This is a genomic window from Amycolatopsis sp. NPDC043887 (genome assembly GCF_056435665.1).
In genome coordinates, this window is record NZ_JBWKEB010000002.1 from 485,501 (window position 1) to 499,372 (window position 13,872).

The following is a 13,872-nucleotide window of genomic DNA, read 5'->3' on the forward strand; positions in this document are numbered from 1 at the left end:
CTGGCACCTACTTGCGAGGGATCAGAACTGCTCGGCCTCGGTGGAACCGGCGAGCGCGGTGGTCGAGCTCTCCGGGTTCAGCGCGGTCGCGACGTTGTCGAACCAGCCGGTGCCGACCTCGCGCTGGTGCTTCGTGGCGGTGTAACCGCGGTCCTCCGAAGCGAACTCGCGCTCCTGCAGGTCGACGTAGGCGGTCATGCCCTCGCGGGCGTAACCGTGCGCCAGGTCGAACATCGAGTAGTTCAGGGCGTGGAAGCCCGCCAGGGTGATGAACTGGAACTTGTAGCCCATGTGGCCGAGCTCGCGCTGGAACTTCGCGATCGTCGCGTCGTCCAGGTGCTTCTTCCAGTTGAACGACGGCGAGCAGTTGTAGGCCAGCATCTGGTCCGGGTACTTGGCCTTGATCGCCTCGGCGAACTGACGGGCGACCTCGAGGTCCGGCTTGGAGGTCTCCATCCACAGCAGGTCGGCGTACTCGGCGTAGGCGAGACCGCGGTCGATGCAGGGGTCGATGCCGTTGGTGACGTTGTAGAAGCCCTCGGCGGTGCGCTCGCCGGTGACGTACTTGCGGTCACGCTCGTCGACGTCGCTGGTGATCAGCGTGGCGGCCTGTGCGTCGGTGCGGGCGACGATCAGCGACGGCACGTTCAGCACGTCCGCGGCGAGGCGGGCGGCGTTCAGCGTGCGCTCGTGCTGCTTGGTCGGGATCAGCACCTTGCCGCCGAGGTGACCACACTTCTTCTCGGACGCGAGCTGGTCCTCCCAGTGCACACCCGCGGCACCGGCGGCGATCATGCCCTTCATCAGCTCGAAGGCGTTGAGCGGGCCACCGAAGCCGGCCTCGGCGTCGGCGACGATCGGGGCGTACCAGTCGATGTCGGTGTTGCCCTCGGCCCAGTTGATCTGGTCGGCGCGGCCCAGCGCGTTGTTGATGCGACGGACGACGGCGGGCACCGAGTTGGCCGGGTAGAGGCTCTGGTCCGGGTAGGTCTGGCCGGAGAGGTTGGCGTCGGCGGCGACCTGCCAGCCCGACAGGTAGATGGCCTTCAGGCCGGCGCGGACCTGCTGCACCGCCTGGTTACCGGTCAGTGCGCCCAGCGAGTGGACGTAGTCCTCGTTGTGCAGGAGGTCCCACAGCTTCTCGGCGCCGCGGCGAGCGAGCGTGTGCTCCTCGACCACGCTGCCGCGCAGCTTGACCACGTCAGCCGCGGAGTACGAACGCTTCACGCCCGCCCAGCGGGGGTCGGTCTCCCACTGCTTGGCCAGTTCGGCGGCCGCCTGCTCCAGCTGCTGCGCGTGCTGAGTCATCGGATTCTCCCGGTGTTGCGAAGTTTGCGAGTGATCGCCTTTCCTGATCCGACCCTGACATGACTGGGGAAATCCGATCCAGGCCTCCAATTTGCCAATTTCTGCGAAGCTTCCGTAGCATCTTGCAAAGGTTGCGAATCGCAGATTCGCAAGCCGGGGCAAAATCCACGGGCTTGACCGTTCACTGAATCGTTCAGGCCCGGAAACCTTGCGGACAGAGAGGCCTCAGTGGACAAAACCTTCGCCGGAGCGAAGCTGCGGCATCTGCGCGAAAGCCGGTCGATGAGCCAGGCGGATCTCGCTCGTGTGCTGGAGATCTCACCCAGTTACCTCAATCAGATCGAGCACAACTCGCGTCCGCTGACCGTCCCGGTGCTCCTTCGCATCACGCAGGCGTTCGGTGTGGACACCGAGTTCTTCGCGAACAACGACACCGCCCGGCTGGTGGCCGATGTGAAAGAGGCGCTGCTCGACGAGGTCCTCGGCGTGGACGTCACGAACAGCGAGCTCAACGACCTCGCCACGAACCTGCCGACGATCGCCCAGGCCCTGGTCAAACTGCACCGCAGCTACCGCAACGCCGTGGAGAACACCGCCGCGCTGACCATGGAAAACGGCCTCGGCCTGCACGGCAGCGCCGCGACCGCCCTGCCGCACGAAGAGGTCCGCGACTTCTTCTACGAACGGGAGAACTACGTCGCCGAGCTGGACGAACGCGCCGAACGGATGGCACACGACATCCCCCTGCAGCGTGGCCAGGTGCTCGCGGCGCTGAAGGAGACCCTGATCCAGCGCTACGGCGTCGACGTCACGAACGAGGGCATCGACGAGACCAACGGCGAACAGCACCGGTACGAACCGGGGCCGCGAGTGCTGCGGCTGGCGCCTAGCCTGCGCGTCGGGCAGCAGGCGTTCCGGATGGCCTCGCAGATCGCGTTGCTGGAATACGACGACCTGATCACCGAGCTCGCCGACTCGTGGGCGTTCTCCGGGCCGGCCGCGCGTTCGCTGGCCCGCGTCGGGCTCGCGAACTACTTCGCGGGCGCGCTGATCCTCCCCTATGGACCGTTCCTGGCGAGCGCGGAACGCTTCCGCTACGACATCGAGCGGCTGTGCGACCACTTCGGCGTCGGCTTCGAGACCGTCTGCCACCGGCTCTCGACGTTGCAGCGTCCGAAGAACCGCGGCGTGCCGTTCTCGTTCGTGCGGGTCGACCGGGCGGGGAACATGTCGAAACGCCAGTCCGCCGCGGGTTTCCACTTCTCCCGCGTCGGCGGCGCGTGTCCTCTGTGGAACATCTACGAGGCGTTCGCCCAGCCCGGCAAGATCCTCACCCAGATCGCGACCCTTCCCGACGGGAAGAGCTACTTCTGGGTCGCGCGGACGGTGTCCCGCAACATCGGCGGCTACGGCAGCCCCGGCAAGACGTTCACCGTCGGCCTCGGCTGCGAACTGCGGCACGCGAAACGGCTGATCTACTCGACCGGGCTCGACCTCGACGACCGGGCCGCGGCCACCCCGATCGGCATGGGGTGCAAAGTCTGCGAACGCCCGGCCTGCTCGCAGCGCGCGTTCCCGACGATCGGCAAACAGCTGACCGTCGACGAGAACACGAGCACCTTCGTCCCGTACCCGGCGGTGCCCAAGTCGCCTTGAGCCGCCCTGATCTCCCTGGCAGGGTGACCGACGACGGCCGCGGCCTGTGACGGCGGCCACCGCACTGGGGAGAAAATAATGATCTTGGTGACCGGGGCAGGCGGCAACGTCGGCTCGGAACTGACCGGAATCCTGGCGCGTGGCGGGCATCCCGTCAGAGCGCTGGTCCGCACGCCGCGGCCGTTGCCGGACGGCGTCGAAGGAGTGACGGGAGATCTCGACGAGCCGGCGAGCCTGAAACCGGCGTTGGCCGGTGTCCGGGCGGTCTTCCTGCTCGGCGGCTACGAGGACATGCCCGGCGCGCTGGCGGTGATGCGGGACGCGGGCGTCGAGCACGTCACGCTGCTGTCGTCCCGTTCGGTCGTCGGCGGGCACGCGGACAACGCCGTCGCGGGAATGCACATGGCGGCCGAGGCGGCGGTGCGCGCTTCGAAGCTGGCGTGGACGTTTCTGCGGCCGAGCGGGTTCATGTCGAACTCGCTGCAGTGGGTCCCGCAGCTTCGCGCCGGGGACGTCGTCCGCGAGCCGTTCGCGAACGTCCCGGTGGCGACGATCGACCCGTACGACATCGCCGCCGTCGCCGCGGAGTCACTGACCACGCCGGGACACGAGGGGCTCGCGTACGCCATCACCGGGCCGGGTTCGCTCCGGCCCGCCGACCGGCTCCGTGTCCTGAGTGAACTGCTCGGACGGGAGCTACGGCTGGAACCGCTTTCGGACGCCGAGGCCCGCGTGACGATGAGCGCGGAGATGCCGGAGAAGTACGTCGACGCCTTCTTCCGTTTCTTCGCGGAGGGCGAGTTCGACGACTCCGCGGTCACGGGTGCCGTCCAGGACCTCACGGGACGGGAGCCGCGGCCGTTCGCGACCTGGGCACGCACGCATTTGGCCGCTTTCCGCTAGCCTTCGGCCGGTCACGCCGCCGGGTCGCCGATCCTGCCGAGGAACAACGGCGCCCCGGTGGCCGTGTCGGTGATGACGAAGAGGAACGGGCGGTCGACGGTCACGGTGCGCGGCACCTCCGCGGACACGGCGCGGGCATCGACGCCCGTGGCCGCCGCGGCCTCGGTGCCCTCCTCGTCGACCTGGACGAAGGTCTTGTGCTGCACGGAAGCGATCCGCAGCCGGGCTTCGTCGGTGATGCCGCTGAAGTCGGCACCGGGTTCGAACGCCGAGGGCATGCCCGCCTCCTTGAGCGGCGCCGTCAGGTCCAGCGCGGACCTGACGGTGAACCTGGGCATGGCCAGGTCCACGGTGGCCGGCCGGATCTCGCCGAGCAGCGCGGCGATTCCCTTGCCGCGCAAGGCGTCGATCGCCGCGGGCACGATCACGGTGAAGGCCAGCCGCCCGCCGCGGTAAGGCAGTGTGACCGCCTGGTAGCCCGGCCCTTCGGCGTAGCCCAACTGAACCTCCGGCGCGGTACGCATCATCGGGACGGTCACCGTCGACCCGTCGGCCCGGGTGAACGGCGCGTCCGCCGTCCGGTCGCGGGGGAACTCCCGCGCCCAGGGCACTTTCAGGTACAGGGCGTTGGCGAGGACGAGCCTGGTTTCGTCGGTGATCGCCGTCTCCGGGAAAAGGTCAGGGATCCTCCCCTCGGTCTGGTCCGCCACCGTCCGGTTGATCCGGTCGCGGGCGCCGCCGGGGTCGGCGGCGAAGTCCTCCTCGCTCGTCGCCGCACCGAACCGGTCGCGCAAAACGTCCCGGTATCCGGGCTTGATCCCGAGCCCTCGCTGGATCCAGGCGGTGTTCGACACCTTCAGGTCCTCGTGACCGGCGACCGGCGGAACGGGAGATCCGTCTCCGGGAAGTCGCAGCACCTTCCGGATCTGCATGGCGGTGTCGCCCTTCGCGCCCGCGCCGGCCATTTGCAGCGCGGTGGACACGCTCGCCGGGGACAGCACCAGGTTCGCCCCGCCCGCCAGCGCCGGCGCGGTGAGCAGGTCAAGCCCGAAACCGCCGGCCGCCTTGACCGCCGCTGCCGTGCCGGGCGTCACCTGCTGGGTGACGGGCAGCGGCGCCGGAAGTTCCTCACGGGTGGGTTCCGCTCCGCAGGCCGCGAGCAGTATGACCAGGCCGAGCGCGAGGGACCGGGTGAACGCCGTCATGACCGGGAGACGGTCGCCGTGCCCGGTTCGGTTGCACCGGCCCAGGCGGAAAGCGGACGTCTCTCCGTCGTGGCCGGGGCCGGTCAGTACATTCAGCATTCGTGCAAGGGATCGAAACGGTGAGCGCCCGAACGGTCGAAGAGGCCGCCAAGCGATTGGCCGGGGTGGTGACCCGCACGCCGCTCGAACCGAACGAGCGGCTCTCGGCGCGGGTCGACGCCCGGGTCTGGCTCAAACGCGAAGACCTGCAGACCGTGCGCTCGTACAAGATCCGCGGCGCGTACAACTTCATCGTCCAGCTCGACGCGGAGCACCGGGAGCGCGGCGTCGTCTGCGCGAGCGCGGGCAATCACGCGCAGGGCGTCGCGTACGCGTGCCGCCGGCTCGGCGCGAACGGCCGCGTCTACGTTCCCGGCACGACTCCCCGGCAGAAGCGCGAGCGGATCGCGACACTGGGCGGCTCACATATCGAAGTCATAGTCGTCGGAGAGACCTACGAAGACGCCTTCACCACCGCGAAGCAGGACGCGGAGAGCACCGGCGCGACGCTGGTCCCCGCCTTCGACGCGCCCGAGACGGTGGCCGGTCAGGGCACGGTCGCGATGGAGGTCGTCGCGCAGCTCGGGTTCATCCCGGACGTGATGGTGGTGCCGGTCGGCGGGGGCGGGCTGCTCGCGGGGATCGCCGCGTGGGCCGCGGAACGGGCGCCGGAGATGCGGATCGTCGGCGTCGAACCGGCGGGCGCGACCTGCATGGCGGCCGCGCTGGCGGCCGGTGAGCCGGTGCGGCTCGAAAGCGTCGACACCTTCGTGGACGGCGCGGCGGTCGCGCAGGCCGGAGCGGTGACGTACCCGCTGGTCCGTGACGGCGGGGTCGAGCTCACCGACGTCGCCGAGGGCGCGATCTGCACGGAAATGCTCGCGATGTACCAGTCCGACGGCGTGATCGCCGAGCCCGCGGGCGCGCTCGCGACCGCCGCGCTGGGCACGACGGTGAAGATCGATCCCGGGCAGATCGTGGTGTGCGTCGTCTCCGGCGGCAACAACGACGTCAGCCGCTACGGCGAAGTGCTCGAACGGTCGCTGATCCACGAAGGGCTGAAGCACTACTTCCTGGTGGGTTTCCCGCAGGAGCCCGGCGCGCTGCGGCGGTTCCTCGACGAGGTCCTCGGGCCGGACGACGACATCACGCGGTTCGAGTACGTGAAACGCAACAGCCGCGAGACCGGCCCGGCGCTGATCGGCGTCGAACTCGCGCGGCCCGGCGACCTGGAAGGCCTGCTGCACCGGCTGGAGGCGAGCCCGCTGCAGGTGGAGCGGGTGGAGCCGGGGAGCCCGCTGTTCCATTTCCTGGTCTGAACCTCCGCGGTGGGCCACTGCGGAAGTCGTCGGTGGCCTGTGGTCCACTGGTCGCCATGGTGAGCAAGGTCGACGGAGTCCGGAGTCTCGATGCGTTGCGCGAACTGGTCCACAGCGGCGCGGACCCCGAGTACCAGCTCTTCTACGGCCACACCCCGCTCAAAAGCGGCCGGGTCAACGCGGCCTGCCTGAGCCAGTGGTGGCTGGCACCGTTCGTGGTGAACGGCGAGCGCTACCCGACGGCCGAGCACTTCATGATGGCGAGCAAGGCGGAACTGTTCGGCGATCACGAGGCCGCGGCGAACATCCGTCGGGCGCCGGACCCCAAAACCGCCAAGATCCTCGGCCGCGAGGTCACCGGTTTCGATGCCGAGGTCTGGGAGCGGCACCGCTTCGACATCGTCATCGACGGCAACCTCGAGAAGTTCCGCCAGCACGCCGAAGAGCGTGAGTTCCTGCTGGCCACGGGCGACAAGGTGATCGTCGAGGCCTCCAGGATGGACCTGGTCTGGGGCAGCGGCCTCGCCCGCGAGGACAAGAACGCCACGCGCCCCGACTACTGGCGCGGGCAGAACCTCCTGGGCTTCGCGCTCATGGAGGTCCGGGAGCAACTGCGCGGCTAGTTTCGCGTAACTCGCGTGACCAAAGCCCGCACTCGCGTGCTTGGACACCGCACTCGCGTGCTTGGAGGCGTAACTCACGTGTCACGCCTCTGAGCACGCGAGATCCGCCTCGGAGCACGCGAGTTACGAGTCGACGCCCAGGGTCTTCTGCAGCGCCTTGTTCGCCTTGCGCGCCATGTCGGCGACGGCTTCGCGGCGAGCGGCGTCGGCGGCGTAGTCGTCCTGCCGGTTCCGCACCACGCGCGCCGGCGAACCGACGGCGATCGAGTAGTCCGGGATCTCGCCCCGCACCACGGCGTGCGCGCCGAGGACGCAGCCGCGGCCGACCCGGGTGCCCTTGAGCACCGAGACCTTGGTGCCGATCCAGGTGTCCGGCCCGATCCGCACCGGCGACTTCACGATGCCCTGGTCCTTGATCGGGACGGTGATGTCGGTGGTGACGTGGTCGAAGTCGCAGATGTACACCCAGTCCGCGACGAGCGTGGCCGCGCCGAGCTCGATGTCGAGGTAGCCGTTGAGGACGTTCTGCCGCCCGAACACCGCCTTGTCGCCGATGCGCAGCGAACCCTCGTGGCAGCGGATCGCGTTGCCGTCGCCGATGTGCACCCAGCGGCCGATCTCCAGCCGCCCGTAGCCGGGGCGGCAGTGGATCTCGACGTCCTTGCCGAGGAACACCATCCCCCGCAGGATGATGTGCGGGTTCGCGATCCGGAACTTCAGCAGCCGCCAGTAGCGGACCAGGTACCAAGGCGTGTACGCGCGGTTTCGCAGCACCCAGCGCAGCGAATCCTTGGTCAGGAACTTCGCCTGACGCGGATCACGACGGGCCTGGCCCCAGGCGCGGAGCCGCGACAGCGCGGGCGCACCCCACATGGACGTCATACCGGTGACCGTAACCTGTGTTCAGGCCGCCGACCGCAAAGGGGAGCACGCGCATGGGCACCAAGCTGATCATCGACACCGACCCGGGGGTCGACGACGCCTTCGCGCTGGCGCTGGCCACGCAATCCGAGGACGTCGACCTCCTCGGCGTGACCACGGTGTTCGGCAACGTCCCGCTGAGCCACACCACCGCCAACGCCCGCCGCCTGCTGCAGCTCTTCGGCCGCGACGACGTCCCGGTCGCCGCCGGCGCCGCGCGGCCGCTGGTGTACGACAACGCCAAGCCCGCCGGGTACGTCCACGGCCAGGACGGCCTTTCCGGCCACGCCGGGACGCTGCCGGAGGCGAAGCGCCCGCTCGACGAACGCGGCGCCGTCCGGCTGCTGGTGGATCTGCTGGAAGCCGCCGACGAGCCGGTGACCATCGCCCCGATCGGCCCGCTGACGAATATCGCGCTGCTGCTGGCGGCCCATCCGGGCATCCGCGAGAAGATCGGCCGGATCGTCGTCATGGGCGGCGGGGTGACCAAGGGGAACTCCACCACGGCGGCCGAGTTCAACATCTGGAGCGACCCCGAGGCCGCGCGCCGGGTGCTGGTCGACGAGGACATCCCGACGGTGCTGGTCCCGCTGGACATCACGCACCAATGCTCGGTCGACACGGACTGGCTGGGCAAACTCGCCGCGTCCGGCCCGCTCGGCGCGGCACTCGAAGCGCTGACCCCGACGTACGTGAAGCACTACACCCCGATCCTCGGCATGCCGGGGATGGTCATGCACGACGCGGTCGCGGTGGCCGAAGCGATCCGGCCGGGCGTCCTCGACCTCGAGTCGTACCCCGTGGACGTCGAGTGCGGCTTCGGCCCCGCGCGCGGCGCGACACTGGTAGACCGGCGAAGGCTGCGAAGCACCGATCCGCAGGCCGTGCCGGGCCGCACCATCGACGTCGCGCTGACCACCGACGTCGACGCCTTCCGCGAGTTCGTCCTCGGCCGGATCACCGGGGGCCGGTGATGGAACAGGAAACCTCGCGCCGCCGCAGACTCCCGGTGATCATCGCCGCCGTCGTCGTCGCGGGCGCCGCACTCGTCGCCGCCATCACCTTCGCGCCGAAGGACGCGCCGAAGACTGAGGCCGCCGCCGTCCAGTCCTCGGCCCCGCCCGCGCCGCCGTCGCCGTCGTCCGCCCCGGCGGAAATGCCGAAGGAACAGCCGAAGGTCCCCCAGCAGATGGGGCAGGAGTTCGACGCCTGGGTGTCGAAGACCAGCGGCTGGCTCGACATCCCGCTGCGCGCGATGACCGGCTACGCGAAGACCACCGTCGCGCTGAGCAAGGAAACGCCGGGGTGCCGTCTTTCCTGGGTGACGCTGGCCGCGCTCGGGAAGATCGCCTCCGATCACGGCCGCGCCACCGGTTCGGGGCTGAACGCCGACGGCGTGCTGACCAAGCCGCTCGGCGCGATCGAGGTCCGCGACTTCTACAACAAGGTCGTCTCGTCCGCGAACGCGAGCGGCCCGCTGCAGCTGACGCCGTCGGTGTGGGACCGGTTCCAGGCGTCGGCGACGGGCGGCAAACCGAACCCGCAGAACATCGACGACGCCACGCTCACCGCCGGGCGTGCCCTGTGCGCGGGCGGCCGCGACCTCGGCCAGGGTCAGACGTGGTGGAACGCCGTCAGCACGCTGCAGCCCGCGCCGCTGCTGATGCACCGCACGCTCGCGACGGTGAACGTCTACGGCACGGTCGGCCAGAGCCCGCAGCCGCCGAACGCGGCGGCCTTGAGCGCGGTCAACTTCGCCATCGACAAGATCGGGCTGCCCTACGTCTGGGGTGGCAACGGCACCGGTGGCAGCGACCCCGGTTTCGACTGCTCCGGCCTGACGACGGCCGCGTACGCCAGCGCCGGCGTCAAGCTCATGCGCACCGCCCACACGCAGTACCACAGCGTGGACAAGGTGACCGATCCCCAGCTGGGCGACCTGATCTTCTACGGCGAACCGAACACGAAGATCCACCACGTCGGGCTGTACATCGGGAACCAGCAGATGATCGACGCCCCGCAGACCGGTCAGGCGGTACAGGTGCACACCTACCGGAAGCAGGGCGACGACTACGCCGGGGCCGGCCGCCCGACGGCTTAGGACGAGGGGCAACCAACCCTCCCCTTGAGGCGTGTACGTCGTGCATGCCACAAGGGGAGGGCCAGCATGACCTTACGAAGATCACTGACGTTGCCCGCTGTCGCGCTCGCCATCGCGCTCACCGTCACCGATGGCGGGATGGCGGCAGCGGCGACCACTGATCAACAGCGTTCAGAGGTGACGCTGTCCGCGACGTCCTGGGGTTACGTCGACTCGGCGACACCGACCACCGCCTACTTCAAGCCATCCGGCAACCTGCCGATCGGCACCGGGGACAGCACACCGCACCTTCAACGCTCCTACGTGAATTTCGACCTGCGCTCGTTGCGGGGTGTGCCGTTCACGACGGTGCTGCTGTCGGCAGGCGAGACGCACTACGTCGGCTGTGACGGCCGCGCCACCGAGGTGTGGCGGACCTCCGCCTACACCAAGCAATCGACCTGGCAGAGCCGCCCGGCGGAGCGGACACGGGTGGCGTCCAGGGGTGCCGACGGCACCTGCATCGACAACGACGCCACGTTCGACGTCACCACCGCGGTGCGGGATGCGATCGAACACAAGGTCCGTCACCTCACACTGGGCTTCCGCGTCGCCGAAGCCCACGAGGCGGACCCGGCGTTCTATCGGATGATCAAGGCCCCGGCGACGCTGCGGGTGGTCGACAACGCTCCGCCCGCGACGCCGACCGACCTGCGCACCAATGACGAACCCTGTGCCAAGGACGGCGCCGGCGCGCTGGTGAGCGACCAGGTGAAGCTGAGCGCACAGATATCCGACCCGGACGGCGACCCCACGTACGGGCGGTTCACGTGGTGGCCGGTGGCGGACCCGGCGCAACGGCACACGGGTACCGGGTCGGGCAATCCCGCCGCGGCGTACCCGGACACCTCGGGCCTCGCCGACGGTACCTACGCGTGGGAGGTGTACGCACAGGACAGCTGGGGGGCGAAGTCGTCCACGACTGCCCCGTGCCGGTTCACCGTCGACCGCACGGATCCGAACGCGCCTGCCGTCGTCTCCGCGACGTACCCGGCAGGCGCCGAGGGCGGCGGGGTCGGTGTGGCGGGCGAGTTCACCTTCTCCCCCAACGGTTCCACCGACGTCGTGCGGTACGACTACAACTTCGGCGCGGGGACGCGGGAGATCGCCGCGGGCCCCGATGGCACGGGCACGGTCAGCTTCACGCCGACGGCCAACGGCTGGCAGTCGGTGGTCGTTCGGGCGTGGGACCGGGCTGGCAACCTCTCGCTCAGCACCTACTACTCGTTCATCGTCAAGGAGACGCGGCCGACGGTCACGTCCGACCGCTACCCGCCGCAGGGCGGCCCGGACGGCGGCATCGGCGTGCCGGGCGTGTTCCGGTTCGCGCCGGGGATGCCGAACATCGTGGCGTACGGCTACCGGCTGGACGACGGCGCGTCCGCCACGGTCACGGCGGGCCAGGACGGCGTCGCCGAGGTGACGATCACGCCGGCCACCGGTGGTGATCACGTGCTGTTCGTGCGCAGCACCGACACCTCGGGCGTGAAGTCGCCGGAACGGGAGTACCGATTCCTCGTCGACGCGTCACCGGTGGTGAGCGGGCCCGAAAACGTCGACCTGGGCACGTCGGTCACGTACACGGCGAAACCGAGAATGCCGCACGTCGTCGAGTACGACTACTGGTTCGCGAGTGCCGAGAGTACGAAGTGGACGGTCAAGGCGAACGCCGACGGAACCGCCGCGCTGCCGGTCGAATTCGCCTCGGCCGACCAGAACCTGCTGCGGGTCCAGGCCCGCGACGCGTCCGGCGGGCTGTCCCCGGTGACGGAGAAACGGTTGTGGCTCAACACCTGGCGACCCACGATCGGCTACGTGGGCGACATCGGGACGGAGGGCAGAGCCGTCACGTTCACGTTCACCACCCCGATGCCGAACGCCGTGGAGTTCGAGTACTGGCCGGCGGCGGACCCGGCGACCAGGTGGACCGTGCCGGTCAGCGGGAACACCGCGACGGTGAGCTACACCCCGCCGAGGATCGGCGACTACGAGATGCTGGTGCGCGCGAGGAACACGGCGGGCGTGTGGTCGTCGACGGGCAACATCACGTGGACGGTGACGAATGATCCGACGGTGACCTCGAAGGAGTTCCAGGCGAACGGGCGGGTGTTCCCCGGCAGCTTCACGTTCGAAGCCCGCCAGCCGGGCGCGGTGGCGTTCGAGTACTCGTTCGACTGGGGTCCGTTCCAGCGGACGGCCGCCGAGAACGGGCGCGCCGTGCTGGCGTGGACTCCCCCGCTGCCACCGGACGGCTCGGCCGACCACAACCTGCGGGTGCGTACGGTGACCGCCGACAACGTCTCCTCGCAGGAGAAAACGTACTACTTCAACATATTGAGCGCGCCGTACGTGTCGTCGAAGGAATACCCGGAAAGCACATGGTCGGGCGGTGCCGGTGTGCCGGGGACGTTCACCTTCACGCCGGGTATGCCGGGCATCGTCTCGTACACCTACTCCGTCCGGAACGACCGGGGTGCCGTGACCGAGGAGATCACCGTACCGGCGGACGGTTCGGGTGCGGGGACGATGACGTGGACCCCACCGGACCGGGGCATCTACTCGGTCCACGTGCGGGGCAACACGGCCGACGGCACCAAGTCGGGTGGCATCGGCTACTCGGTGTACGTCAGATAACCGCGTGACCGGCGGCCCCGTTCCCCCAGGGAGCGGGGCCGCCGTGTTCAGCCGCGGTAGTAGTCGGCGAGGGCCGCGAACGCGGCCTTGGGTTCCCACGGCATGCCCGGATAGGTTTCGCCGTCGCGGTCTTCGAGGACTTTGACGATGCCGAGACTGGCCAGATCCAGGTCACGGCGAGGGTCGTCGGGACGGTGCGGGTAGTTGGAGAGCGCGAAAAGGTAGACGAAGGCGCCGTCGACACCTTCGGCGTCGAAGATCTCCAGCAGCTCGCGCAGGTACTTGGCCTGCCCGGCCTCGTCGCGGTCGTACTCCCCGTTCAGCCGGACCGGGCGGCCGATCTCGTCGTGCTCGACGATCTCCATACTGCGCGGCGCCAGGTCGCCCGCGCCGCGCCAGGTGGCCGTGCCGAAGCCGGTGATCGCGAGCGGTTTTCCTTGCGCCACAAGGGCGCGCACCCCTTCCTGGAACCGGTCGGCCACCTCCGCGGACCGGATGAGTTCGACCGACATGATGTCGAAGAGGGTCCAGTCGACCCGCTCGAACGGGATGCAGGCGTAAGTGATCTTCCCGTGAAAGCGCTCACGGACCGTTGCCACGACCTCCTCGAGGAAGTCGTTGAGGCGCGCACTCGCCTCGGCGACTCGCTCACCCAGGCTCTCCGGCATACTGAACAGTCGTTCGAGCCGCTCGGCGATGTCGTCACCGGGCAGGAATCCGTGGTCCATGAGGCTCAGCTCGACGCCGGTGACGAACACGACTTCGGCTCCAGTCCGCCGGACCCGCTCCGCCCGCCGCGCGCTGTCGGTGAACAACGCCAGCATCTCCTGGGCCGTCAGCTCCAGCGGGTAGGGCGAGAACCAGACCTCCAGCCCGAGCTCGGCGGCGAGGTGAGCGGCCTGTTCCAGCCGTTCCGGATCGCCGCCGACGAGATGCACGGCGTTGCAGTGCAGGTCGTCACGGATGATGGCCAGCTCCCGTTTCACCAGGTCGAGATCGAAGTTCTCGCGGGAGTTCTCGCCGCCCCGGACAAAGCCGGTGTCGTAGGCGATGCCTTTGGCACGCATGGGTTCGGTCCTCTCGTGTCGGAATGTGGTGCCCGAGGCTAGGCAGAAACTTGCGCG

General features: G+C 69.2%; 11 protein-coding genes. 7 read left to right on the forward strand and 4 right to left on the reverse strand.

Going from position 1 to position 13,872, the window contains the following annotated elements:
• Positions 1-21 precede the first annotated feature (21 nt).
• Positions 22-1,308 (reverse strand): isocitrate lyase, encoded by a 1,287-nt coding sequence (gene aceA / locus AC069H_RS07410; protein ID WP_072030536.1) that lies wholly within the window; start codon positions 1,306-1,308, stop codon positions 22-24.
• Positions 1,309-1,536: 228 nt separating this feature from the next.
• Between aceA and AC069H_RS07415 the strand changes: the two genes are divergently transcribed.
• Together AC069H_RS07415 and AC069H_RS07420 are read left to right on the forward strand one after the other, a co-directional pair.
• Entirely contained in the window at positions 1,537-2,964 is a 1,428-nt protein-coding gene (locus AC069H_RS07415; RefSeq protein ID WP_340683536.1) for a short-chain fatty acyl-CoA regulator family protein, read from the forward strand.
• A 78-nt stretch (positions 2,965-3,042) separates the two neighbouring features.
• Positions 3,043-3,867 (forward strand): NAD(P)H-binding protein, encoded by an 825-nt coding sequence (locus tag AC069H_RS07420; RefSeq protein ID WP_478231685.1) that lies wholly within the window; start codon positions 3,043-3,045, stop codon positions 3,865-3,867.
• A gap of 11 nt (positions 3,868-3,878) precedes the next feature.
• Here the strand turns inward: AC069H_RS07420 and AC069H_RS07425 are convergent, their stop codons facing one another.
• Complete coding sequence (locus AC069H_RS07425) at positions 3,879-5,171, reverse strand: serpin family protein (protein ID WP_478231686.1); 1,293 nt, start codon at positions 5,169-5,171, stop codon at positions 3,879-3,881.
• Between the two features lie 2 nt (positions 5,172-5,173).
• Here AC069H_RS07425 and ilvA point away from each other — a divergent pair, with 2 nt between their 5' ends.
• Together ilvA and AC069H_RS07435 are read left to right on the forward strand one after the other, a co-directional pair.
• On the forward strand, positions 5,174-6,430 hold the full coding sequence (gene ilvA, locus AC069H_RS07430) for a threonine ammonia-lyase IlvA (protein WP_478231687.1): 1,257 nt from the start codon (positions 5,174-5,176) through the stop codon (positions 6,428-6,430).
• 56 nt (positions 6,431-6,486) lie between these two features.
• Positions 6,487-7,053: an NADAR family protein gene (locus AC069H_RS07435; protein WP_478231688.1), complete on the forward strand. Its 567-nt coding sequence runs from the start codon at positions 6,487-6,489 to the stop codon at positions 7,051-7,053.
• Positions 7,054-7,176: 123 nt separating this feature from the next.
• On the opposite strand, the gene AC069H_RS07440 is transcribed toward AC069H_RS07435, so the two are convergent.
• On the reverse strand, positions 7,177-7,935 hold the full coding sequence (locus AC069H_RS07440; RefSeq protein ID WP_007031648.1) for an acyltransferase: 759 nt from the start codon (positions 7,933-7,935) through the stop codon (positions 7,177-7,179).
• Between the two features lie 53 nt (positions 7,936-7,988).
• Between AC069H_RS07440 and AC069H_RS07445 the strand changes: the two genes are divergently transcribed.
• The 3 genes from AC069H_RS07445 to AC069H_RS07455 all read left to right on the forward strand — a co-directional run bounded on the left by AC069H_RS07445 (position 7,989) and on the right by AC069H_RS07455 (position 12,748).
• Positions 7,989-8,948: a nucleoside hydrolase gene (locus tag AC069H_RS07445; protein WP_478228488.1), complete on the forward strand. Its 960-nt coding sequence runs from the start codon at positions 7,989-7,991 to the stop codon at positions 8,946-8,948.
• Positions 8,948-10,075, forward strand: a complete 1,128-nt coding sequence (locus AC069H_RS07450; RefSeq protein ID WP_478231689.1) for a C40 family peptidase — start codon at positions 8,948-8,950, stop codon at positions 10,073-10,075. The genes AC069H_RS07445 and AC069H_RS07450 overlap by 1 nt, the downstream gene beginning before the upstream one ends.
• Before the next feature lie 66 nt (positions 10,076-10,141).
• Positions 10,142-12,748, forward strand: coding sequence for a hypothetical protein (locus tag AC069H_RS07455; protein ID WP_478231690.1), 2,607 nt, complete (start codon positions 10,142-10,144; stop codon positions 12,746-12,748).
• Between the two features lie 47 nt (positions 12,749-12,795).
• Here AC069H_RS07455 and AC069H_RS07460 read toward each other — a convergent pair whose 3' ends face one another.
• A complete protein-coding gene (locus AC069H_RS07460) occupies positions 12,796-13,815 on the reverse strand; it encodes a hypothetical protein (RefSeq protein WP_478228491.1) in 1,020 nt (339 codons plus the stop codon).
• Between the last annotated feature and the right edge of the window lie 57 nt (positions 13,816-13,872).

Coding starts and splice junctions, on each gene's coding strand:
- AC069H_RS07445 (WP_478228488.1), top strand. CDS start 7,989: ATGGGCACCAAGCTGATCATCGACACCGACCCGGGGGTCGACGACGCC.
- aceA (WP_072030536.1), bottom strand. CDS start 1,308: ATGACTCAGCACGCGCAGCAGCTGGAGCAGGCGGCCGCCGAACTGGCC.
- AC069H_RS07450 (WP_478231689.1), top strand. CDS start 8,948: ATGGAACAGGAAACCTCGCGCCGCCGCAGACTCCCGGTGATCATCGCC.
- AC069H_RS07420 (WP_478231685.1), top strand. CDS start 3,043: ATGATCTTGGTGACCGGGGCAGGCGGCAACGTCGGCTCGGAACTGACC.
- AC069H_RS07425 (WP_478231686.1), bottom strand. CDS start 5,171: ATGCTGAATGTACTGACCGGCCCCGGCCACGACGGAGAGACGTCCGCT.
- AC069H_RS07455 (WP_478231690.1), top strand. CDS start 10,142: ATGACCTTACGAAGATCACTGACGTTGCCCGCTGTCGCGCTCGCCATC.
- AC069H_RS07435 (WP_478231688.1), top strand. CDS start 6,487: ATGGTGAGCAAGGTCGACGGAGTCCGGAGTCTCGATGCGTTGCGCGAA.
- AC069H_RS07440 (WP_007031648.1), bottom strand. CDS start 7,935: ATGACGTCCATGTGGGGTGCGCCCGCGCTGTCGCGGCTCCGCGCCTGG.
- AC069H_RS07460 (WP_478228491.1), bottom strand. CDS start 13,815: ATGCGTGCCAAAGGCATCGCCTACGACACCGGCTTTGTCCGGGGCGGC.